This window comes from Ornithinimicrobium pulveris (assembly GCF_050261105.1).
Lineage (GTDB): Bacteria > Actinomycetota > Actinomycetes > Actinomycetales > Dermatophilaceae > Ornithinicoccus.
In genome coordinates, this window is the sequence record NZ_CP189837.1 from 1,833,649 (window position 1) to 1,857,196 (window position 23,548).

The window sequence follows — 23,548 nt, forward strand, 5'->3', positions numbered from 1 at the left end:
ACAGGCGGCGAGTGCCCAGACGAGGGCCTCGAGCGATCAGGCGAGGCTTGCTGACGCTCAGACGCGGGTGAGGCCTCTGCCCTCGGACCCAGGGGCGGCCGGGGCGATGGGCGCGTGGTCGGCGGGGGCGGACACGGCATACATCTTCTCGGTCGTCATCATCGCGATCGCGGCCGCGGCCGCGGCGCCGGCCATGTGGAAGCCCACCGCCACGATCGGGACGCCATTGAAGAACTGCCAGTAGCCCAGCGCGGCCTGCGCGGCGAGCAGCACGCCGAGCACGACGAGCATCATCCGCACGGCTGAGGGCCAGCGACGGAGGAAGGCCAGCACGATCGCCACGGTGGTGGCTGCGACCAGGACGTAGACCGGGACCACGTGCACCCTGGTGATCACATAAGGATCGAAGGTATGCCGCGCGACCTCACCGGAGTCCCCCGAGTGCGGGCCGGTGCCGGTGACCAGCGTGCCCAGATAGATCGTCAGACCGGTCGTCACCAGGATGACCGCACCGAGCCCACGCACCACTCCTCGATCCCGCGGAACCTGACCGGCACGCTCCCGCTCGGCCACCGCGCCCAGCGAGGCGCGTCGCGTCCGGTTGACCAGCACCGCCGCTGTCGCCACCAGCACGGCGGACAGCACGAAATGGACGCCGACCAGCCACGGGTTGAGTCCGGTCCGCACGACGATCCCGCCGATCACGGCCTGGGCGATGATCCCCAGCCCGATGGCGAAGGCCAGCTTCCAGAACAGTGGGTGCCGGTCGCGCATCCGGATCACCGCCAGGAAGGTGAGCAGCGCAATCGCCACGAGCAGGAAGGTCAGCAACCGGTTGCCGAACTCGATGTAGCCGTGGATCCCCATCTCCGGGGTGTTCGTCCACGACGCGTCCGTGCACCGTGGCCAGGTGGGACAGCCCAGACCACTCCCGGTCAACCGCACCGCTCCCCCGGTGACGATGAGCAGCGCGTTGGCGAACATCGAGGCCCACGCCAAGGCGCGGACCCACGCGGTCACCCGGGTCGGCAGCAAGAAGTCACGGACGGTTTGGGCGCGGGAGGTGCTCACGACGGAATTCCACAAGGCTCGAGGAGGGGCGGGCAGGTCAGGGGTTTGCGAACGGGAGGGCGAAGTACAGCAGCGGGTCCACTGCGACGCCGAGGAAGAGCAGCGTCAGATAGCTGATCGAGTAGTGGAAGAGTCGCATCGCCCCCAGCGTCGGTCCGGTGATCCCGGCCTTGGCACGGCCGAGCAAGCGATGCGACTCGACCACGAACAGGGCACCCGACACGACGGCGCAGGCGGTGTAGACCCAGCCCATCGGCGCCACCGGGATCAGCGCGAGCGAGCACAGCACGGTCACCCACGCGTAGATCACGATCTTGCGCCCCACCGCGACGTCCTCGGCCACCACCGGCAGCATCGGCACCCCGGCCGCCGCGTAGTCCTCCTTGAAACGCATCGACAGCGGCCAGTAGTGCGGCGGCGTCCAGAAGAAGACGACCAGGAAGAGAATGATCGCCGCCCAGCTCATCGAGTTGGTGACGGCCGACCAGCCGATGAGAACCGGCATACATCCGGCGACGCCGCCCCAGACGATGTTCTGCGAGGTTCGCCGCTTGAGCAGGATCGTGTAGAAGACCACGTAGAGCGCGATGGCGCCCAGCGCCAGCCAGGCGGACAGCCAGTTGACGAGCAGGCCCAGCCACAGCACCGAGGCCACCCCGAGGACCCCACCGAAGATCAGCGCGTTGCGCGGCGAGACGGTGCCGGTGACCAGCGGCCGGTTGGAGGTCCGGTGCATGCGGGCGTCGATGTCACGGTCGAGATAGCAGTTCAGGACGTTCGCGGACGCCGCGGCGAGGGTGCCACCGATCAAGGTCGCCACGATCAGCCAGACCGGCGGGACACCTCGCTGCGCCAGGAACATCACCGGGAAGGTGGTCACCAGCAGCAGCTCGATGATCCGCGGCTTGGTCAGGGAGATGTAGTCCTTGACGACCTCCCGGGGCCCCCTGGTCGACTCCGTCGGGAGGGCGGCGGCACCGGTGCCGTCGGGCTCCGCCGGGGTGGCGCGCGGGTCGAGGGTGGTCACGACATCCTTCGGGTGGGCTGGCAGGTCCCGGTGCGGGACGGGAGGGCTTCATCGATGGTACTCGGTCGGGCCACCGGGGCAGGCACCTGCCGCCCGCAGCGACTAAGGTCGGAGGTATGTCGAACCGGTCCGCCTTCCCGTCGGACGGCAGGGCCGGAACCCCCACCCCCTGAGGAGCCTTCGTGAGTGATTCCACCCAGTCCTACACCGCAGACCGCGACGCGAGCCTGAGCCGCCCGGTGGCCGACCAGGTGGGGTGGACCGACGCTGACGTCCGAGCCGTGGACACGGTCCGCGTGCTGGCGGCCGACGCCGTCCAGAATGTCGGCAACGGCCACCCGGGCACGGCGATGAGCCTGGCCCCGCTGGCCTACCTGCTCTACCAGAACGTCATGAAGCATGACCCCTCCGACCCGCACTGGATCGGCCGGGACCGCTTCGTGCTGTCGGCGGGTCACTCCAGCCTCACCCAGTACATCCAGCTCTACCTGTCCGGCTACGGGATGGAGATGAGCGACCTCAAGGCGCTGCGCACCTGGGGCAGCAAGACCCCGGGGCACCCGGAGGTGCACCACACCACCGGGGTGGAAATCACCACCGGTCCCCTGGGCTCCGGGCTGGCGAGCGCGGTCGGCATGGCCATGGCCCAGCGCCGCCAGCGCGGCCTGCTCGACCCGGACGCCGCAGACGGCGAGTCGCCCTTCGACCACCACATCTGGGTCATCGCCAGCGACGGTGACCTGATGGAGGGCGTCGCCAGCGAGGCGAGCAGCCTCGCGGGGCACCAGGAGTTGTCCAACCTCACCGTGGTCTACGACCAGAACTTCATCTCGATCGAGGACGACACCGACATCTCCTTCAGCGAGGACGTGGCCAAGCGCTACGAGGCCTACGGCTGGCACGTGGAGACCATCGACTGGCGCGGCAGCAAGGGCACCAGCGGCACCGCGGTCGAGGACCGCGAGGGCGTGGAGGAGCGCGTCGGCGACTACGTCGAGGATGTCGATGCCCTGTATGCCGCACTCGTCGCCTCGCGCGAGCGCCAGGACAAGCCCACCCTGGTCATCCTGCGCACGATCATCGCCTGGCCGGCCCCCGACGCGCAGGACACCGGGGCCTCGCACGGCTCGGCGCTCGGCGAGGACGAGGTCAAGGCGACCAAGAAGCTGCTCGGCTTCGACCCAGAGGTGGACTTCCCCGAGGAGTCCGAGGTGCTCGGCCACGCCCGCGAGGTCGTGGAGCGTGGGAAGGATGAGCACGCACGCTGGAAGAAGGGTTATGACGCCTGGCGTGAGCGCAACGCCGAGGGCGCGAAGCTGCTGGACCGGGTGATGGCCAAGGAACTGCCCGCCGACCTCGATGAGACCATCCCCACCTTTGAGGCCGACGAGAAGGGGATGGCCACGCGCAAGGCCTCCGGTGAGGTGCTGACCGCGCTCGCCCCCGTGATGCCCGAGCTGTGGGGCGGTTCGGCCGACCTCGCGGGCTCCAACAACACCACGATGAAGGGCGAGCCCAGCTTCGTCCCGAAGTCCAAGGCCACCGAGATGTTCCCCGGCGACGAGTACGGCCGGACCCTGCACTTCGGGATCCGCGAGCACGCGATGGGGATGATCCTCAACGGCATCGCGCTCGAGGGCCTGACCCGTCCGTACGGCGGCACCTTCCTGGTGTTCTCTGACTACATGCGCCCGTCGGTGCGGCTGGCCTCCATCCAGCACCTGCCGGTCGTCTACGTCTGGACGCACGACAGCATCGGGCTGGGCGAGGACGGCCCCACGCACCAGCCGGTCGAACACCTGGCCTCGTTGCGCGCGATCCCGGGTCTGGACGTCGTCCGCCCGGCGGACGCCAACGAGACTGCGGTCGCCTGGCGGACCATCCTGCAGGCCGTCGACCACCCGTCCGCACTGGCGCTGACCCGCCAGGACGTGCCGACCCTGGACCGCGGCGACGGGGCTTACGCCTCCGCCGACGGGGTCGCCAAGGGCGGCTACGTGCTCGCTGAGGCCGAGGGCGGCGACGCCCAGGTCATCCTGATCGGCACCGGCTCGGAGGTGCAGCTCGCCCTCGGCGCCCGCGATGAGCTCCAGGAGGCGGGCATCCCCACGCGGGTGGTCTCGATGCCCTGCCGCGAGTGGTTCGACCAGCAGGACAAGACCTACCGCGACGAGGTGTTGCCCCCGTCGATCAAGGCCCGGGTCAGCGTCGAGGCCGGGGTGGCCCAGGGGTGGCGCGAGATCGTCGGCGATGCCGGGCGGATGATCAGCCTGGAGCGCTTCGGTGACTCCGCCGACTACCAGACCCTCTACCGCGAGTTCGGCATCACGGTGGACGCCGTCGTGGGCGCGGCCCGCGAGTCGATCGAGGCGGCCTCCGGCTGCGGGTGCGGCGCCGACTGCGACTGCACCTGCGGCTGCTGCTGAGGACCCACCACCCCGCAGAGCACCGCACCCAGCCGACCATCCAGCCGCGCATCCCCAGGACCCGAAGGACCACGAGGAGAAGACGATGAACGCAGACAAGAACACCCAGCGGACCGCCCTACACACCCTGCACGAAGCCGGTGTCTCGGTCTGGCTGGACGACCTCAACCGGCCGATGATCACCACTGGTGAGCTGCAGGAATACATCGACCGTGGGGTCGTCGGAGTCACCACCAACCCGACCATTTTCGCCACCGCGCTGGCGGAGGGTGACGCGTACTCCGACCAGGTGGCGGACCTGGGCCAGGTCGACGTCGACGAGGCGGTCTTCGCGCTCACCACTGAAGACGTGCGCAATGCCTGCGATGTCTTCGCCCCCGTCTACGAGGCGACCGATGGCGTCGACGGCAAGGTCTCGATCGAGGTCGACCCGGGTCTGGCACACGACACGGCCGGCACGGTGGAGATGGCCGAGCGCCTCTGGCAGGAGATCGACCAGCCGAACCTGCTGGTGAAGATCCCCGCCACCGAGGAGGGGCTGCCTGCTATCAGCCAGACCCTGGCCAAGGGCATCAGCGTCAACGTGACGCTGATCTTCAGCCTGGACCGCTACCGCGGGGTGATGAACGCCTTCCTCACCGGCCTGGAGCAGGCTCGTGAGGCCGGGCTGGACCTGTCGAAGATCCACTCGGTCGCCTCCTTCTTCGTCTCGCGCGTCGACTCGGAGATCGACAAGCGCCTGGAGGAGATCGGCAGCGACGAGGCGCTGTCCCTGCGCGGCAAGGCGGGCCTGGCCAACGCCCACCTCGCCTACCAGGCCTTCGAGGAGGTCTTCTCGACCCCGCGCTGGAGCAACCTCGCCGACGACGGCGCCCACGTCCAGCGCCCGCTGTGGGCCTCCACCGGCGTGAAGAACGAGGCCTACCCCGACACCCTCTACGTCACCGAGTTGGTCGCACCCAACACGGTCAACACGATGCCCGGCGGCACGCTCGAGGCGACCATCAACCACGCCGAGGTGAGCGCCGACACGGACACCGTGACCGGTCGCTATGCCGAGGCTCAGCAGGTCCTTGACGACCTCGAGCGGGTCGGCGTCTCCTACACCGAGGTCACCGACCTGCTGGAGCGCGAGGGCGTGGAAAAGTTCGAGAAGTCCTGGGACGAACTCCTGGAGAGCGTCCGCGGCGAGCTGAACCGTGTCGACGGAGCGGAGCAGGAGTCATGAGTTCGCTGACGATCGAGGCGGTCGGCGCGGCCGCCGACGCGGTCGAGCGCCACCTCGGGGCCCTGGTCGAGGAGCGCTTCGCCTCTCGACTGTTCGACCAGGACCCCACCCTGTGGGGTCCGGAGGCTGAGGAGGAGGCCGCCAAACGGCTCGCCTGGACCGGTCTGCCCCGCACCTCCCGCCCGCTGATAGGCGAGGTGGAGGCCCTGGCCGAGCAGTTGCGGGAGCGCGGCGTCAGCCGGATCGTGCTCTGCGGCATGGGCGGATCCTCACTCGCGCCGGAGGTGATCTGTGCGACCGCAGGGGTCCCCCTCGTCGTCCTGGACAGCTCCGACCCCGACATGGTCCGCGGCGTGCTCGCTGAGGAACTGGACAAGACCGCCGTCGTCGTCTCCTCCAAGTCCGGTTCGACCCTGGAGACCGACAGCCAGCGCCGGGCCTTCGTGCACGCCTTCGAGCAGGCCGGCATCGACCCGACCGAGCGCATCGTCATCGTGACCGACCCGGGCAGCCCGCTGGACGAGCAATCCCGCGCCGACGGCTACCGGGTCGTCAACGCCGACCCCGATGTCGGCGGTCGCTACTCAGCGCTCACCGCTTTCGGGCTGGTCCCCTCCGGCTTGGCCGGCGTCGACGTCGCCGCCCTGCTGGATGAGGCTGAGGAGGTCGCTGACCTGCTCGCCGACGACGATCTGGGCAACCCGGGCCTGCGCCTCGGGGCCGCGCTCGCCGGCACCGAGCCGCTGCGCGACAAATTGCTCTTCACCGACGCTGGCTCGGGCATCGTCGGCCTCGCCGACTGGGCCGAGCAGCTCATCGCCGAGTCCACCGGCAAGCAGGGCCGCGGCGTCCTGCCCGTGGTCACCCCCGTCGACCGCCTGCCCGCCGAGGGCCTCACCGATCCCGACGACTGCACCACGGTGGTCCTGGCCGCCGAGGACCAGTACGACACCGCGCCCGGCCAGTTCAGCACCGCGGACACGAGCGAGGACGAGATCAGCGACAGCGGCAACGACGCGGCGGACTCGGCCGAGAACCTTGGCACGGACGAGGTCGACCTGAGCAACGGCATACCGGAGCCGACCGCCACCGGCTCGCTGGTGAGCGTCGCCGGGCCGCTCGGGGCACAACTGCTCCTCTGGGAGGTCGCCACTGCTGTGGCTGGCCGGATCCTGGAGATCAACCCCTTCGACCAGCCGGATGTGGAGTCGGCCAAGCAGGCCGCCCGCGACATCATGTCGGGCGAGGGCGGGGGGTCGGACGAAGCTGCCGCCACCGACGGGGCCGTCGAGATCCGCAGCACCCTGGACCCCAGCCCGCAGGACCTCTCCGGCGCGCTGACTGCGTTGCTGGACCAGCTGGACGCGGAGAACGGCTACCTCGCGGTCATGGTCTACCTGGACCGGTTCGCACACGCCGACCTCATCGAGATCCAGGACCAGCTGATCGACCGCACCGGCCGACCGGTCACCTTCGGCTGGGGCCCGCGCTTCCTGCACTCCACCGGGCAGTATCACAAGGGTGGCCCCGCCCAGGGTGTCTTCCTGCAGGTCACCGGCGAGCCCCGCGAGGACCTCGAGGTGCCCGGCAAGGACTTCACCTTCGGGGAGTTCATCGCCGCCCAGGCGGCAGGCGACGCCGCCGTCCTGGCCGACCACGACCGCCCGGTACTGCGGCTGCACCTGACCGATCAGGATGCCGGTCTGGCGCAGCTGCGGGAGGCGGTCGGCGGGTGACCCCCACGGGCAGGGCCACGGCCCCGACGCAGGGCTCCCCCGCCCCGGTGACCCCTGAGCACAACCCGCTGCGCGATCCCGACGACAAGCGGCTCCCGCGGATCGCGGGCCCGTGCAGCATGGTGATGTTCGGCGTCACCGGGGACCTGGCCCGCAAGAAGTTGATGCCGGCCATCTACGACCTGGCCAACCGGGGCCTGCTCCCGCCGGGCTTCTCGCTCGTGGGCTTTGCCCGCCGTGAGTGGGCCGACCAGGACTTCGCCAAGGTGGTGCACGACTCGGTCCGCGAGCATGCCCGCACCGAGTTCCGTGAGGATGTCTGGCGCTCGCTGGCGGAAGGCTTCCGGTTCGTCCCGGGCGCCTTCGACGACGCGGAGGCCTTCGAGCTGCTGGCGCGCACCGTCCGCGGGCTGGACGAAGAGCGCGGCACCGGGGGCAACCACGCCTTCTATCTCTCGATCCCGCCGGACTGGTTTGCCCCGGTCTGCCACCAGCTCAAAGCCTCTGGGCTCTCCGACCCGCGGCCGGGCACCTGGCGACGGGTGGTCATCGAGAAGCCCTTCGGCCACGATCTGGCCAGCGCCCAGGAGCTCAACACGATCGTGGAGGGCGTCTTCCCGCCCGATGCCGTCTTCCGGATCGATCACTACCTCGGCAAGGAGACGGTTCAGAACCTGCTGGCGCTGCGCTTCGCCAACCAGATGTTCGAGCCGGTCTGGAACTCCCACTATGTGGACCATGTGCAGATCACGATGGCCGAGGACATCGGCATCGGCGGGCGTGCGGGCTACTACGACGAGGTCGGCGCCGCGCGCGATGTCATCCAGAACCACCTGCTCCAGCTGCTGGCCCTCACCGCGATGGAGGCGCCGGTCGCCTTCACCGCCGACGCTGTCCGCTCCGAGAAGGAGAAGGTCCTCACCTCGGTGCGGCTGCTGGAGGACCTCGACGCGACCACCTGCCGCGGCCGCTACACGGCGGGCTGGCAGGGCGACCAGAAGGTTCGCGGGTACCTGCAGGAGGACGGGGTCTCGCCCGAGTCCACCACGGAGACGTATGCCGCGATGAAGGTCGACGTGCACACCCGCCGCTGGGCGGGGGTCCCGTTCTACCTGCGGACCGGCAAGCGGTTGGGCAAGCGGGTCACCGAGATCGCCGTGGTGCTCAAGAAGGCGCCGCACCTGCCCTTCTCCGACACCGCCACCGAGGAGCTCGGACAGAACGCGATTGTCATCCGGGTCCAGCCCGATGAGGGCGTGACGATCCGCTTCGGCTCCAAGGTCCCGGGAAGCCAGATGGAGGTGCGGGACGTGACGATGGACTTCGGGTATGGCGCGTCCTTCACCGAGTCCAGTCCCGAGGCCTACGAACGCCTCATCCTCGACGTCCTGCTGGGCGAGCCGCCGCTCTTCCCCCGGCATCAGGAGGTCGAGGAGTCTTGGCGGATCCTGGACCCGATGATCGAGCACTGGCACCGCAGCCCCGCACCGCCGTATGACTACCCGGCCGGCTCCTGGGGCCCCGAGGCCGCCGACGAGCTGATGCGCCGTGACGGTCGCGAATGGAGGCTCCCGTGATCCGCGATCTGCCGAGCACCTCGACCGCCGCGGTCAGCAAGGAACTCATCACCCTGCGCAATGACGTGGGCGCGATGGCGATGGGTCGCGTCCTGACCCTGCTCGTCCCCGTCGGCGAGGAGGATGCCGATGCCGCGATCCGGGCGGCCAACGACGCGACCCGCCAGCACCCGGCCCGCATCCTGGTCCTCGTCTCGGCCAACAGCCGCGGCAAGGGCAGGTTGGACGCCCAGATCCGCGTCGGCGGTGACGCGGGCGCCAGCGAGATCGTGGTGCTGCGCCTCTATGGCGAGCTCAGTCGACAGCAGGCCGCCGTCGTCACCCCACTGCTGCTGCCGGACTCCCCCATCGTGGCCTGGTGGCCCGGTGAGAGCCCGAAGGATGTCGCGGCCTCCCCGGTCGGTCAGATGGCTCACCGGCGGATCACCGACGCGGACGCCAATGGCAGCGCCGCCACCCAGTTGCGACGTCGTGCGCAGACCTACCTGGCCGGTGACACTGACCTGGCCTGGACACGCATCACCCGCTGGCGCGCCCTGCTCGCCTCCAGCCTGGAGGCGGCCCCCTTCGAGCCGGTGCTGGCCGCCACCGTCACCGGCGCCGCCGACGACCCGGGCGCGGACCTGTTGGCGGGTTGGCTCGCCCACGCCCTCCGGACGCGGGTGACCAGGGTCCGCAGCGCAGCGGGGGTCGGCCTGGTCAACGTCCGGCTGGATCGAGAGTCCGGGCCGATCGATCTGGTGCGCAGCGAGGACGGCACGGACACCGCGGTCCTGGCGAGGGCGGGCACCATGCCGCGCCTGGTGGCGCTGCGCACGCCCTCGCTGGCTGAGGCGTTGGCTGAGGAGTTGCGCCGACTGGACGCGGACGAGATCTATGCCACTGCGCTCCAGGACGGTATGCCGCAGGTCCGCCGCGGAGGTACCCGCACCGAGGCGGTGCGCGCCGGGAAGATCGCCGCTGGTCCCGCGGAGGTGTCCACCGGGGGCTCCCCCGCCGTCCGTGCCGATCGCCTCGCTCGTGCGCAGGAGCCGTCGGACGAGACCAGCCAGGACGGTATCCGGGAACGGGTGCGCCAGGAGCTCGACGACGCCGAGCACGCCGACACCAAGGTGCTGCCCGACCAGGACGCGGTGGCCGAGGCAGTCGTCGACGCCTTGATCGAGGTGGTCGTCGACGCCGTCCGATCCCGCGGGATCGCGCACGTCGCCCTCACGGGCGGGTCGATGGGCACGGCGGTAATGACCGCCCTCGCGGCCCGCGCTCGCCGTGGGGACCTGGAGCGCTCGCTCTGGCGCGACGTCCATCTCTGGTGGGGTGATGAGCGCTACCTGCCGGACAATGACCCCGAGCGCAATGACACCCAGGCCGACGAGGCCGGCCTGGGAGAGGTGCCGGTGCTGGCCAAGCACGTACACCGCATACCGTCCGGGGCGGGCAGGGATCGGATCGGGGAGGCGACGGCGCGCTACGCGACCGAATTGGCGACCTGGGCCGAGCCGCCCCGCGAGCAGCTGAGCCAGCCCGCAGCCAAGCGCGCGCACCCACCCGTGCCGCGCTTCGATGTGCTCCTGCTCGGGGTGGGGCCTGACGGCCACGTGGCCTCGCTCTTCCCGGGACACGCAGCCCTCCGGTTGGTGACGCCGTCGACCACGGCCGTCACCGACTCGCCCAAGCCTCCACCCGAGCGGGTGACCCTCACGCTGCCGGCCATCAATGCTGGGCGAGCCGTCTGGTTGGTGGTCTCCGGCGCGGACAAGGCGGACGCCGTGGCGAGGTCGTTGGCCGCCCGGGAGGATCACGAGGTCCCCGCGTCCTGCGTGCGCGGCACCTCCGCGACCGTGTGGTGGTTGGACGAGGCGGCGGCGTCACGGCTGGACTGACGTGGGATCCCTCCGGGATCGCGACGCCCCGGGGCACGCCATTGAACCCTCGGCCCCTGCTGGGAGACACCGCGATTCGCTCTGGTGAGCGGCGTGCCCCGCCGGTTACGCTTCCTCCCACAGGCGCGAAGGCCACCGGCCGTGGACCCGGAGCCAGCGACGCCTACTGCGAACAGGAGGCAGTCATGGCCGGTACCAACGCCATCCGCGGGAGCCGCGTCGGCTCGGGCCCGATGGGCGAGAGCGAGCGGGGCGAGGCCGCGCCACGGCTCGTGATCAGCTACTGGTGCGGCAACGGGCATGAGACGCGCCCCAGCTTCGCCCGCGATGACGAGATCGAGGTCCCGGAGACCTGGGACTGCCCCTCGTGCGGCCTGCCGGCCGGCCAGGACAAGGACAACCCTCCCGAGGCGCCCCGCATCGAGCCCTACAAGACGCACCTGGCCTATGTGAAGGAGCGCCGCACCGACTCCGACGGCACGGCCCTGCTGGACGAGGCGCTCAAGGCCATGCGGGCCCGCGGCGTGGGTAGCGGCAGCGACTGAGGCTGCTGCCTGCTCAGCCGAACCGGATGAGCAGGCCGATACCGACGACCACGGTCCCCCAGACCAGGGCCATCGCGATGGTGATGCGGTTGAGGTTGCGCTCGGCGACCGAGGAGCCGCCCAGGCTCGAACTCATGCCGCCGCCGAACATGTCCGACATGCCCCCGCCCTTGCCCTTGTGCATCAGGATGAGGAGCACCAGGAAGCAGCTGGTGATGACCAGCAGTCCGTCAAGGAACCAGCGCACGTACTCCACGCGTGACTCACCTTCGCGTTCGGGGTGGGAAAAGAGGTCTGCCGCCCGACCGCGCCATGCGGACGGGCGACAGACAGCGTAACCGACAGGGCCGGACGGACCTAAGCCGCGCCGCCGTGGTGGTCGCGATAGCGGCAGATGGCGGTGAAGTCGTCCACCGAGATGGATGCGCCACCGACCAGGGCGCCGTCGACATCCTCCTGGGCCATGATCTCGGCGACATTGCCCGGCTTCACCGAGCCGCCGTAGAGGACCCGCAGCCCGGAGGCGACCTCGTCGCCGACCAACTCGGCCACGGTGGACCGCACGGCCGCACAGACCTCCTGGGCGTCCTCGGGGGTGGCGACTTCGCCGGTGCCGATGGCCCAGACGGGCTCGTAGGCGATGACGACCTTGGCGACCTGCTCGGCCTCCAGACCCTCGAGAGCTGCTCGGACCTGGGTCATCACGTGTGGCACGTGCTGGTCGGCCTGACGGATCTCCAGCGGCTCACCGACACACAGGATCGGGGTCAGGCCGTGCCGCAGCGCGGCCCGCACCTTCGCCGCGACCAGGGTGTCGTCCTCACCGTGGTACTCGCGCCGCTCGGAGTGTCCGACCGCGACATACCCGCAGCCCAACTTGGCCAGGAACGCCCCGGAGATCTCGCCGGTGTAGGCACCCTCGTCGTGCTGGGACAGGTCCTGCGCGCCGTAGCCGAGCTCCAGCTTGTCGCCCTGGATCAGGGTCTGCACCGAGCGCAGGTCGGTGAAGGGCGGCAGCACGACCACCTCGACGCCCGCGAAGTCATGCTTGGCGTCGCGCAACGCCCAGTCCAACTTCTGCACCAGGTGGGTGGCCTGGAGGTGGTCCAGGTTCATCTTCCAGTTACCCGCCATCAGCGGTGTGCGTTCGGTTGCCATCAGTCCTCCAAGACGTTGAGTCCGGGCAGTTCCTTGCCCTCCAGGTACTCCAGGCTCGCGCCGCCACCGGTCGAGATGTGACCGAAGTCGTCGTCGGCGTGGCCGAACTCCCGCACCGCCGCAGCGCTGTCACCGCCGCCGACCACCGTCATCGCGCCGTCCTTGGTGCGCTCGACGAGCACGTCCGCCACCGCCTTGGTGCCACTGGCGAAGGGCTCCATCTCGAAGGCACCCATCGGGCCGTTCCAGAAGATGGTCTTGGCGTCGGCGAGGCGCTCGGCGAAGAGCCGCTCGGACTCCGGTCCGATGTCCAGGCCCATCATGTCCGCCGGGATGGCGTCAGCCGCCACGACCTCGTGCCGGGCGTCCGCCGAGAAGGAGTCGGCGACCACGATGTCGGTGGGCAGAACGATCTCCACGCCACGCTCGGCCGCGGTTTCCAGGTAGCCCTTGACGGTCTCAACCTGGTCCTCCTCCAGCAGGCTCGTGCCGACCTCGTGGCCCTGGGCCTTGAGGAAGGTGAAGACCATGCCGCCACCGATCAGGAGACGGTCCGCGACCGAGATCAGCGATTCGATCACGCCGAGCTTGTCGCTGACCTTCGCGCCGCCGAGGATGACCGCATAGGGACGCTTGGGGTCCTCACGCAACTGGCGCATGACCTCGACCTCGTCGAGGACGAGCTTGCCGGCAGCGTGCGGGAGGAGGCGAGCGACGTCATACACCGAGGCCTGGGCCCGGTGCACGACCCCGAAGCCGTCGGAGACGAAGGCGTCGGCCAACCCGGCGAGCTCGCGGGCGAACTCGGCCCGCTCCTCGTCGTTCTTGGCCGTCTCGCCGGCGTTGAACCGAAGGTTCTCCAGCAGGAGCACGTCCCCGTCCGACATGGCCTCGACCGCGGCCCGGGCGTCCGGACCGACGGTCTGGCCCACGAACCGGACCGGCCGACCGAGCAGCTCAGCGAGCCGCTCGGCGACAGGCGCCAGCGAGTACTTCTCCTCCGGCACGCCCTTGGGTCGGCCAAGGTGCGCGGTGACCACGACGCGGGCGCCGGCATCGGCGAGCTCGTAGATGGTCGGCACCGAGGCACGGACCCGGCCGTCATCGGTGATGGTGCTCCCGTCGAGCGGGACATTGAGGTCGGAGCGGACCAGGACGGTGCGTCCGGCCAGCCCACCCAGGTCGCGTCCGAGCTGTTCGAGGGTGCGCATGCCGCTCAGAGCTTGGCGCCGACCAGCAGGCTCAGGTCGACGAGTCGGTTGGAGTAGCCCCACTCGTTGTCGTACCAGCCGACGACCTTGACCATGTCGCCGATCACCTTGGTCAGGCCTGCGTCGAAGATGCACGAGGCCGGGTCGGTCTCGATGTCCTTGGAGACGATCGGGTCCTCGGTGTAGGTCAGGATGCCCTTGAGCGGTCCCTCGGCGGCCTTCTTCACCGCGGCGTTGATCTCCTCGACGGTGACCTCACGCGCCGCTTGGAAGGTCAGGTCGGTGGCCGAGCCGGTGGGGGTGGGCACGCGCAGCGCGTAGCCGTCGAACTTGCCCTTCAGCTCGGGCAGCACCAGGGCGACGGCCTGGGCAGCGCCGGTCTTGGTCGGCACGATGTTGAGGGCGGCCGCGCGGGCACGACGCAGGTCGCTGTGGGGGCCGTCCTGCAGGTTCTGGTCGGCGGTGTAGGCGTGGATGGTGGTCATCAGGCCCTTGACGATGCCGAACTCGTCGTTGAGCACCTTGGCCATCGGCGCCAGGCAGTTCGTGGTGCACGAGGCGTTGGAGATGATGCTGTCGTTCTCCGGGTCGTAGTCGCCCTCGTTAACGCCCATCACCACGGTGATGTCCTCGTTCTTGCCGGGCGCGGAGATGATGACCTTCTTGGCGCCAGCGTCCAGGTGCGCCTTGGCCTTGGTGGCGTCGGTGAAGATGCCGGTGGACTCGATCACGATGTCCGCACCGAGATCGCCCCACGGCAGCGCGGCCGGGTCCTTCTCGGCGAACGCCTTGAACGCCTTGCCGTCGACCGAGATCTCCTCGTCGGTCGAGGTCACCTCGCCGTCCAGCCGGCCGAGGATGGAGTCGTACTTGAGCAGGTGGGCCAGCGTGGCGTTGTCCGTCAGGTCGTTGACGCCGACGATCTCGATGTCGGCACCCGAGGCGATGACGGCCCGCATGAAGTTGCGGCCGATCCGCCCGAAGCCGTTAATGCCTACGCGAACGGTCATGTGAGGACTACCTTCCGATGGGGGTGGTGGTGGTCCCGGCGTACCCGCTGCACGCCGAGCGAACGACGTTGTCCAGTTCCAACCTATCCGCTCTGGGCCTTCGGTTCCCAACCGGGTGGGTGCCTGCTGTGACCTCGAGGTCGGGTGCTGCTGGGGCCGCCCCTCGTCGGTCTGTCTCAGTCCTCGAACATGTCGGGCGTCAGGTTGGCGTCCGTCCCATCGATCCCGAGGTCGCTGGCGCGCTTGTCCGCCATGGCGAGCAGCCGACGGATCCTGCCCGCCACCGCGTCCTTGGTCATCGGCGGGTCGGCGAGCTGGCCGAGCTCCTCGAGGCTGGCCTGCTTGTGCTCCAGCCGGAGGCGTCCGGCGACCCGCAGGTGCTCGGGGACCTCGTCGCCGAGGATCTCCAGGGCTCGCTCCACCCGCGCCCCCGCGGCCACGGCGGCACGGGCCGAGCGGCGCAGGTTGGCGTCGTCGAAGTTGGCGAGGCGGTTGGCGGTGGCGCGCACCTCCCGGCGCATCCGGCGCTCCTCCCAGGCCAGCACGGCGTCATGGGCACCTAGGCGGGTCAGCATGGCGCCGATCGCGTCGCCATCACGCATCACGACCCGGTCCACGCCCCGGACCTCGCGGGCCTTGGCCTGGATGCCGAGCCGCCGCGCCGCGCCCACCAGCGCGAGGGCTGCCTCCGGGCCAGGGCTGGTCACCTCCAGCGCCGAGGACCGTCCGGGCTCGGTGATCGATCCGTGTGCCAGGAAGGCTCCTCGCCAGGCGGCCTCCGCGTCACAGACGGCAGCGCCGACGACGCGCGGCGGCAGGCCGCGGACGGGGCGGCCGCGGTGGTCGATCAGGCCGGTCTGGCGGGCCAGGGACTCACCGTCACCGGTGGCGCGCACGACATACCGGGTGTGCTTGCGCAGACCACCGGGGCTCATCACGACGACCTCGCTCGGGCTGCCGTAGACCTCGGCCATGAAGGCACGCAGCCGGCGGGCGCTCTGGGCGGCGTCCAGCTCGGCCTCGATGACGATCCGACCTCCGACGATGTGGAGCCCACCGGCAAAGCGCAGCATGGTCGAGACCTCGGCCTTGCGGCAGCAGGTGCGGGTCACCGGCAGGCGGCTCAGTTCGTCCTTGACCTTGGCCGTCATTGCCACTGCCGTCATCCTCCTGGGCCGCTGCGTCGTCTCTGCGGTGGGCGTGCTCTCCTGCCGCTCCGCGTCCCGTAGGCTACCTGCCTTCGGCGTCGAAGGCGGCATCGAGCCTGCCTCACCACTCACGGCTGGGCCGCCTGGATGACGTCCCGATAGGCCGCTGCGAGACGCAGGGTGTCGTGGACGCCGGGCGTTCGCATCTTGCCCACGGACGTCACGACCAGTTCTGCTCCCACGCGCAGGACAGCCTCCTCGAGGGCTGCCCGGTCCTCCGGGCTGCCGAGCACCTGCGGATCGGCGATCACATGGTCGAAGGTGAGATCGGGCGCATGCGCGGAGATCGCCTCGACATGCTCGGCCACGGTGGTGCCATTGGTCTCGTCATCGTTGAGGCTCACGTTGAGCGTGAGCACCCGTTGGGCCGGGGTATGCCGCAACGCATCCAGCAGGTCGGGCACCAGCAGGTGCGGCATCACCGAGGTGAACCACGAGCCCGGGCCGAGCACGACGACGTCCGCGAGTTTGATCGACTCGAGTGCCTCGGGGCAGGCGGGCGGTGCCTCCGGCAGCAACCGGATGCTCTCCACCTGACCTGGGTGCTTGGCCAGCTGCGACTGCCCCCGGATGACGATGCGTTCGGCCACCTCCGGGTCCGCGGGGTCGGCGACCCGCAGGGTGGCCTCGATGTCGAGCGGGATGAGCGACATCGGCAGCACCCGACCGCGGGTGTTGAGGAGGCGGCCCACGAGATCCAGACCGCGCACCTGCTGCTCGGGCAACAGGTCCCAGAGCGCGGTGATCAGCAGGTTGCCGAGCGCGTGGCCGCCCAGTTCGCCCTCGCCTCCGAAGCGGTGCTGGAGGACGGCGGACCACTGGTGGCCCCAGCTGGTGTCCTCGCAGAGCGCAGCCAGCGCCATCCGCAGGTCGCCGGGCGGCAGGATGTCGAACTGCTCGCGCAGCCGGCCACTCGAGCCTCCGTCGTCAGCGACGGTGACGATGGCCGTGATGTCGTCCGAGGTGTGCCGCAGCGCCTGGAGGGAGGCGGACAACCCGTGCCCACCGCCGAGCGCGACGATCCGTGAGCGGCTCACTCGCGCCCCAGGTCCCGGTGGAAGGGGGTCAGCGTCACTCCGGAGTCCTGCAGGTCGGTCAGCCGCCTGACCAGTTCCTCCGCGGTGGCCACCGACCGGTGCTTGCCGCCCGTGCACCCGACAGCGACGGTGACATAGCGACGGCCCTCCTGCAGGTAGCCCTGCACTGCCGTGCGCAGCATCTGCTCGGCGTGGTCGAGGAAGATGCCGGCCATGTCCTGGCCGAGTACGAAGTCCCGCACCTCGGGGTCCTTGCCGGTGTAGGGACGCAGGTCCGGCACCCAGTACGGGTTGGGCAGGAAGCGCAGGTCCAGGACCACGTCGGCGTCCAGCGGGATGCCGTACTTGAACCCGAAGCTCATCACGACCAGGCGCAGCTGCACCGAGGTGTCCGCCGACAGCAGCGAGTCGACGCGGGCGCTGAGCTGGTGGACGTTGTAGTTGCTGGTGTCCACGACGATGTCGGCATTGGACCGCAACCCGGACAACAGACGGCGCTCGCGGCGGATCCCGTCCAAGAGCAGGCCCTCCCCCTGCAGCGGGTGCGGGCGACGTACCGCGTCGAAGCGTCGGACCAGGGACTCGTCCGAGGCGTCGACGAAGATGATCCGGGGCTTCCACCCGCGCTCGGTCAGGCCTTCGAGGGCCCGGTCCAGCTCCTGGGTGAAGTCACGGCTGCGGACATCGACGATGGCAGCCACCCGTTGGCGCTGCGGGTCGTCGGCGGTGGCATCCATCAGCGCGGGGATCATCGACGGCGGGAGGTTGTCCACGACATACCACCCACGGTCCTCCAGAACGTCACCGGCGGTGGACCGGCCAGCGCCCGACATCCCGGTGAGGACCACCAGATCCTGGCGACGATGGGTCTCGGCGGCGCTGTCGGCCGGGCGGGGCGGGCTGGGGTCCTGGGTTGTCACTGGGGCCTCCGTCGGTCGCTGCTGGCGGAGCGGGTGCTCGGACTCTCCCCCACGGGTTGCCGGGGTGGGTCAGTCGAGGACCTCGCCGGTAGTCAGGTTAACCGCCGGGGCACCCTGGCCGCCGCGGAGCCTGTCCAGGACGGCCGCCGCGACGGCCGGACCGATGCCCGGGACCTCCTGAAGCTCCTCCGGCTCGGCCTTGCGCAACGACTTCACCGACCCGAACCTGGCCAGCAGCGCCTGCTGCCGGGCGGGACCGAGCCCCGGGATGCCGTCCAGCGCGCTGGTCGTCATCGACCTCGACCGTCGCTGCCGGTGGAAGGTGTTGGCGAAGCGGTGCGCCTCGTCCCGGACCCGCTGGAGCAGGTACAGCCCCTCACTGGTGCGGGGCAGCACGACCGGGAAGGACTGCCCCGGGAGCCAGACCTCCTCCAGCCGCTTGGCCAGCCCGATCACCGTCACATCGCTCACGCCCACCTCCACCAGGGCTGACTGCGCAGCCTCCACCTGGGGCAGGCCGCCATCGACGACCACGAGGTTCGGCGGGTAGCGGAACTTCTCGCGTTGCGGGTTCGCCTCGTCCTCCACCGGCTCCGCACCGACCACCGCGCCTGCAGCGTCCGCAGCCACCTCCCCCGATGCGGGGATCGAGGCAGACTCCCCCGGCTGACGCACCAGATGTCGGAAGCGCCGGGTCAGCACCTCGTGCATGGCCGCCGTGTCATCGCCGGTGCCCTCGCGCACGATGAACCGGCGATACTCCGACTTGCGCGCCAAGCCGTCCTCGAAGACCACCATCGAGCCCACCACATCGGTGCCCTGGACGTGGCTGATGTCGAAGGACTCGATCCGTAGCGGCGCCTCCTCGAGATCGAGCAACTCCTGCAGCTCCTGCAGCGCTTGGGAGCGCAGGGTCAGGTCGCCGGAGCGGGCCACCTTGTGCCGGGCCAGCGCCTGCTCGGCATTGCGCGCCACCGTCTGCATCAGGGTGCGCTTGTCACCGCGCTGCGGAACGCGCACCCGCACCCGGGCGCCGCGGAGCCCGCTGAGCCACTCCTCGACGTCCTCTGCCGCGCTGGGCAGCACCGGGACCAGCACCTCTCGCGGCACGTCCTCCCCCCGCTCCCCGCCGTAGACCTGCTGGAGCAGGTGCTCCACGATCGACCCGAGGTCCTCGGCCCCCTTCTCACTCACCCAGCCCCGCTGGCCCCGGATCCGCCCGCCCCGGACGTGGAAGACCTGCACCGCCACCTCGAGCTCATCATCAGCCAAGGCGTAGACGTCGGCGTCGGTCGCGTCCGGCAGCACCACCGCGGACCGCTCCAGCGCCCTGCGCAGCGCCTCTACGTCATCACGCAGCCGCGCCGCCGTCTCGAAGTCGAGCTCGGCGGACGCGGCCTTCATCTGGCCCTCGATCCGGCGCACGAAGCGGGCCGCATCACCGGCCATGAAGTCGCAGAAGTCCTCCGCGATCTCGCGGTGCTCCTCCGCGCTCACCCGACCTACGCAGGGCGCCGAGCACTTGTCGATATAGCCCAGCAGACACGGGCGACCGGCCTGCTCGGCGCGCCGAAAGACTCCCTTGGAGCAGGTCCGGAGCGGGAAGACCCGCAGCAACGTGTCCAGCGTCTCGCGAATCGCCCAGGCATGGGTATACGGGCCGAAGTAGCGGGTCCCCGGCCGCTTGGCCCCCCGCATCACCATGGCCCGGGGATAGTCCTCCCCCATCGTCACCGCGAGATAGGGATAGGACTTGTCGTCGCGGTACTTGACGTTGAAGCGCGGGTCGAACTCCTTGATCCAGGAGTACTCCAGCTGCAGCGCCTCGACCTCGTTGCGGACCACCGTCCACTCGACGCTGGCGCCGGTGGTCACCATCTGGCGAGTGCGCGGATGCAGCGCGGAGAGGTCCTGGAAGTAGGACGACAACCGGGGTCGCAGCGAGCGGGCCTTGCCCACATAGATCACCCGACCGTGCTGGTCGCGGAACCGGTAGACCCCCGGCTCGGTGGGGATCTCCCCCGGCCGGGGACGATAACGGGACGGGTCAGCCACGGACCACGATCTCGTCGCCCTCGACGCTGGAGTCCAGCACCGCCAGGCCTTCCTCTGCGGGCCCCATCGTCACCTCACCGGTCGCGGCGTCGAAGGTGCTCCCGTGGCAGGGGCAGGTCAGCACCTGCCCCTTGATCCCGTTGACGGCACACCCCTGGTGCGGGCAGCGCGCGTCCAGCGCCAGATAGGTGCTCTCGTCCGGGTGGCTGACCAGCATCCGCACGTCCGGGTAGTAGTGCGTGCCGCCCACCTCGATGTCCGCGATCGACAGCCGCACCGACCCGTCCTGCGCCGTGGTCGCCGGCGGGCTTGCTGGCCGACCGTCACCACAGCCGGCCAGGCAGGCACCGACGCCCACCGCCCCGGCGCCCTTGAGCACCGTGCGGCGCGAGTGGCTGTCCCGTATGCCGCGACTCACGCGCTGCTCTTCCGTCGCCCGGTCCCGGTGCCGAGCAGCGGCGCCAGGAAGCGCCCGGTGTGGCTGGTCGGGTGCGCCGCCACCTGCTCAGGCGTGCCCTCGACCACCACGGTGCCACCGCCGTTGCCGCCCTCGGGACCCATGTCCACGATCCAGTCCGCCGACTTGATGACGTCGAGGTTGTGCTCGATCACCAGCACGGTGTTGCCCTTGTCCACCAGCCCTTGCAGCACGCCGAGCAGACGCCGGATGTCCTCGAAGTGCAGGCCGGTGGTGGGCTCGTCGAGCACGTAGATCGTCCGCCCGGTCGAGCGCTTCTGCAGCTCGGCGGCCAGCTTGACACGCTGGGCCTCGCCACCGGACAGGGTGGTGGCGGGCTGACCGAGCCGCACGTAGCCCAGGCCGACCTGCACCAGCGTGGTGAGGTGCCGGCTGATGACCGGGACGGCAGCGAAGAACTCCGCGGCCTCCTCGATCGGCATGTCCAGCACCTCGGCGATGGTGCGGCCCTTGAAGTGCACCTCCAGGGTCTCGCGGTTGTAACGCTGGCCGTGGCAGACCTCGCACGGCACGTAGACATCCGGCAGGAAGTTCATCTCGATCTTCAGCGTGCCGTCGCCGGAGCACGCCTCGCACCGGCCGCCCTTGACGTTGAAGCTGAACCGTCCGGGCAGGTAGCCGCGCACCTTGGCCTCGGTCGTCTCGGCGAAGAGCTTACGGATGTGGTCGAAGACCCCGGTGTAGGTCGCCGGGTTGCTGCGCGGCGTGCGCCCGATCGGGCTCTGGTCAACGTGCACGACCTTGTCCAACTGGTCCAGCCCGTCCACCCCGCGGTGCCGTCCCGGCACGTGCCGCGCACCGTTGAGCTGGTTGGCCATCACGTGGTAGAGGATGTCGTTGACCAGCGTCGACTTGCCCGAGCCGGACACCCCGGTTACGGCGACCAGGTTGCCCAGGGGGAAGGACACATCGACGTTGCGCAGGTTGTGTTCGCGGGCGCCCCGCACCGTCACGGTGCGGCCGTCCTGCTCCCGACGCACCAACGGGGTCGGGATCTCCTTGCGGCCGGAGAGGTACTGGCCGGTCAGCGAGCTCGGATGGGACAGCAGGTCCGCGACCGAGCCGCTGTGCACGACCTCACCGCCGTGCTCACCGGCACCTGGGCCGATGTCCACCACCCAGTCGGCGGTGGCGATGGTGTCCTCGTCGTGCTCCACCACGATCAACGTGTTGCCGAGGTCCCGCAGGCGGGTGAGGGTCTCGATCAGCCGGTGGTTGTCACGCTGGTGCAGGCCGATGCTGGGCTCGTCCAGCACGTAGAGCACGCCCACCAGCCCGGAGCCGATCTGGGTGGCCAGTCGGATCCGCTGAGCCTCGCCGCCCGACAGTGTGCCGGCGGGGCGGTCCAGGGACAGATAGTCCAGGCCGACGTCCAGCAGGAAGCCCAGCCGGGCGGCGATCTCCCGGTTGACCTGGGCGGCGATCGAGGCCTCTCGCTCGGTGTAGTCGACGTTGGCCAGGAAGCTGGCGCACTCGTCGATGGGCAGGCCGCACACCTCGGAGATGCTGCGTCCCCCGATGAGGACAGCGAGGATCTCGGGCTTGAGGCGCGCGCCCTTGCAGGTGGGACACGGCACCTGCCGCATCAGGCTCTCGTAGCGGTCCCGGCTGCTCTGCGAGTCGGTTTCGGCATGCTTGCGCTTCACGTAGGGGATGACGCCCTCGAAACCGGTCGAGTAGCTGCGCTCCCGTCCGAACCGGTTCTTGTAGCGGACGTGCACCTTGTGCTTGTAGCCGTGCAGGATGGCGTCCCTGGCCCGGCCTGGCAGCTGGCGCCACGGCACCGAGAGGCTGAACTTGAGGTCGTCCGCGAGGCCGCCGAGCACCCGCTTGTAGTAGTCGTTGAGGCCCGAGGTGGTGGACCACGGGATGATCGCGCCCTCGAGGATCGAGGCGTCCTCGCCCCGTATCACCAGCTCGGGGTCGACCTCGAGCTCGGACCCGATGCCCGTGCACGCCGGGCAGGCACCGAACGGGCTGTTGAAGGAGAACGACCGGGGCTCCAGCTCGTCGATGCTCAACGGGTGGTCGTTGGGGCAGGACATCCGCTCGGAGTAGCGACGCTCCTGGGGTAGCGGTGCTCCGTGACGGTCCACCGGATGCTCACGACCCGACGGCTCCGCCCCCTCCGCGGGAACGTCCACGAACTCGGCGACCACGATGCCGTCCGCGAGGCGCAACGCGGTCTCGACCGAGTCCGTGAGGCGCCGGGCGTAGGACCGGTCGACCTTGCCGTTCTCCCCCACTTTGGTGACCAGCCGGTCGACGACCACCTCGATGGTGTGCTTGCGCTGCTTCTCGAGGGTGGGTGGGTCGGAGAGCGGGACGACCTCACCGTCCACCCGGGCGCGGGCAAAGCCTGAGGTCTTCAGCTCCTCGAAGAGGTCCACGAACTCACCCTTGCGGCCGCGCACGACCGGGGCCAGGACCTGGTAGCGCACCCCTTCGGGCAGCTCGAGCAGACGGTCCACGATCTGCGACGCCGTCTGCCGCTCCACCGGCTCCATGCAGACCGGGCAGTGCGGTCGACCGACGCGGGCGAAGAGCAGGCGCAGATAGTCGTAGACCTCGGTGATCGTGCCGACGGTGGAGCGCGGGTTGCGGTTGGTCGACTTCTGGTCGATCGAGACCGCCGGCGACAGCCCCTCGATGAAGTCGACGTCGGGCTTGTCCATCTGCCCCAGGAACATCCGGGCGTACGCGGACAGCGACTCGACGTAGCGGCGCTGACCCTCGGCGAAGATCGTGTCGAAGGCCAGGCTGGACTTGCCCGAGCCGGACAGTCCGGTGAAGACCACCAGGGCATCGCGAGGGATGTCCACGGTGACGTCCTTGAGGTTGTGCTCGCGGGCACCCTTGACCTGGATCCGGTCGTGACGGGGGCGCGACGGGACGGACGGAGATGTGGAGGCAACTGGCACATCTCCACTGTAAGTCTCGGCACCGACATACCCTGCGTCGAAGGCTTTCATGCATAG

Annotated in this window: 18 protein-coding genes; 6 read left to right on the forward strand and 12 right to left on the reverse strand. The window is 69.9% G+C overall.

All coding sequences use genetic code 11. The features are described 5' to 3' along the window. Positions 1-57: 57 nt before the first annotated feature. On the reverse strand, positions 58-1,071 hold the full coding sequence (locus tag ACQBAT_RS08565) for a COX15/CtaA family protein (RefSeq protein WP_420747493.1): 1,014 nt from the start codon (positions 1,069-1,071) through the stop codon (positions 58-60). 37 nt (positions 1,072-1,108) lie between these two features. Beyond that, entirely contained in the window at positions 1,109-2,098 is a 990-nt protein-coding gene (locus tag ACQBAT_RS08570) for a heme o synthase (RefSeq protein WP_420747494.1), read from the reverse strand. Positions 2,099-2,280: 182 nt separating this feature from the next. Here ACQBAT_RS08570 and ACQBAT_RS08575 point away from each other — a divergent pair, with 182 nt between their 5' ends. The 6 genes from ACQBAT_RS08575 (at position 2,281) to ACQBAT_RS08600 (ending at position 11,493) form a co-directional block, all read left to right on the forward strand. Beyond that, a complete protein-coding gene (locus ACQBAT_RS08575; protein ID WP_420747495.1) occupies positions 2,281-4,524 on the forward strand; it encodes a transketolase family protein in 2,244 nt (747 codons plus the stop codon). 85 nt (positions 4,525-4,609) lie between these two features. After that, a complete protein-coding gene (tal, locus tag ACQBAT_RS08580; protein WP_420747496.1) occupies positions 4,610-5,752 on the forward strand; it encodes a transaldolase in 1,143 nt (380 codons plus the stop codon). Further along, complete coding sequence (locus tag ACQBAT_RS08585; RefSeq protein WP_420747497.1) at positions 5,749-7,488, forward strand: glucose-6-phosphate isomerase; 1,740 nt, start codon at positions 5,749-5,751, stop codon at positions 7,486-7,488. Before tal ends, ACQBAT_RS08585 begins: the two co-directional genes overlap by 4 nt. After that, positions 7,485-9,065, forward strand: a complete 1,581-nt coding sequence (gene zwf / locus ACQBAT_RS08590; protein WP_420747498.1) for a glucose-6-phosphate dehydrogenase — start codon at positions 7,485-7,487, stop codon at positions 9,063-9,065. The genes ACQBAT_RS08585 and zwf overlap by 4 nt, the downstream gene beginning before the upstream one ends. Continuing rightward, positions 9,062-10,948, forward strand: coding sequence for a 6-phosphogluconolactonase (pgl, locus tag ACQBAT_RS08595; RefSeq protein WP_420747499.1), 1,887 nt, complete (start codon positions 9,062-9,064; stop codon positions 10,946-10,948). The genes zwf and pgl overlap by 4 nt, the downstream gene beginning before the upstream one ends. A 185-nt stretch (positions 10,949-11,133) precedes the next feature. Beyond that, positions 11,134-11,493: an RNA polymerase-binding protein RbpA gene (locus tag ACQBAT_RS08600; RefSeq protein ID WP_420747500.1), complete on the forward strand. Its 360-nt coding sequence runs from the start codon at positions 11,134-11,136 to the stop codon at positions 11,491-11,493. A gap of 13 nt (positions 11,494-11,506) precedes the next feature. Here the strand turns inward: ACQBAT_RS08600 and secG are convergent, their stop codons facing one another. From secG to uvrA, 10 genes are all read right to left on the reverse strand, one after another. After that, entirely contained in the window at positions 11,507-11,749 is a 243-nt protein-coding gene (gene secG, locus ACQBAT_RS08605) for a preprotein translocase subunit SecG (protein ID WP_420747501.1), read from the reverse strand. Between the two features lie 101 nt (positions 11,750-11,850). Next, positions 11,851-12,651, reverse strand: coding sequence for a triose-phosphate isomerase (tpiA, locus tag ACQBAT_RS08610; protein ID WP_420747502.1), 801 nt, complete (start codon positions 12,649-12,651; stop codon positions 11,851-11,853). Beyond that, the gene (locus ACQBAT_RS08615) at positions 12,651-13,862 is read right to left on the reverse strand and encodes a phosphoglycerate kinase (protein WP_420747503.1); all 1,212 of its coding nucleotides are present in this window, start codon (positions 13,860-13,862) and stop codon (positions 12,651-12,653) included. Before ACQBAT_RS08615 ends, tpiA begins: the two co-directional genes overlap by 1 nt. 5 nt (positions 13,863-13,867) lie before the next feature. Further along, positions 13,868-14,872: a type I glyceraldehyde-3-phosphate dehydrogenase gene (gap, locus tag ACQBAT_RS08620; RefSeq protein ID WP_420747504.1), complete on the reverse strand. Its 1,005-nt coding sequence runs from the start codon at positions 14,870-14,872 to the stop codon at positions 13,868-13,870. A 176-nt stretch (positions 14,873-15,048) separates the two neighbouring features. Then, on the reverse strand, positions 15,049-16,029 hold the full coding sequence (whiA, locus tag ACQBAT_RS08625; RefSeq protein WP_420747505.1) for a DNA-binding protein WhiA: 981 nt from the start codon (positions 16,027-16,029) through the stop codon (positions 15,049-15,051). Positions 16,030-16,148: 119 nt separating this feature from the next. Continuing rightward, positions 16,149-17,117 (reverse strand): gluconeogenesis factor YvcK family protein, encoded by a 969-nt coding sequence (locus ACQBAT_RS08630; RefSeq protein ID WP_420747506.1) that lies wholly within the window; start codon positions 17,115-17,117, stop codon positions 16,149-16,151. After that, positions 17,114-18,037, reverse strand: coding sequence for an RNase adapter RapZ (gene rapZ / locus ACQBAT_RS08635; protein WP_420747507.1), 924 nt, complete (start codon positions 18,035-18,037; stop codon positions 17,114-17,116). The genes ACQBAT_RS08630 and rapZ overlap by 4 nt, the downstream gene beginning before the upstream one ends. Positions 18,038-18,106: 69 nt before the next feature. After that, entirely contained in the window at positions 18,107-20,092 is a 1,986-nt protein-coding gene (gene uvrC / locus ACQBAT_RS08640) for an excinuclease ABC subunit UvrC (RefSeq protein WP_420747508.1), read from the reverse strand. After that, positions 20,085-20,510, reverse strand: a complete 426-nt coding sequence (locus tag ACQBAT_RS08645; RefSeq protein ID WP_420747509.1) for a Rieske (2Fe-2S) protein — start codon at positions 20,508-20,510, stop codon at positions 20,085-20,087. Before ACQBAT_RS08645 ends, uvrC begins: the two co-directional genes overlap by 8 nt. After that, a complete protein-coding gene (gene uvrA, locus ACQBAT_RS08650) occupies positions 20,507-23,542 on the reverse strand; it encodes an excinuclease ABC subunit UvrA (RefSeq protein ID WP_420747510.1) in 3,036 nt (1,011 codons plus the stop codon). Before uvrA ends, ACQBAT_RS08645 begins: the two co-directional genes overlap by 4 nt. Positions 23,543-23,548 lie beyond the last annotated feature (6 nt).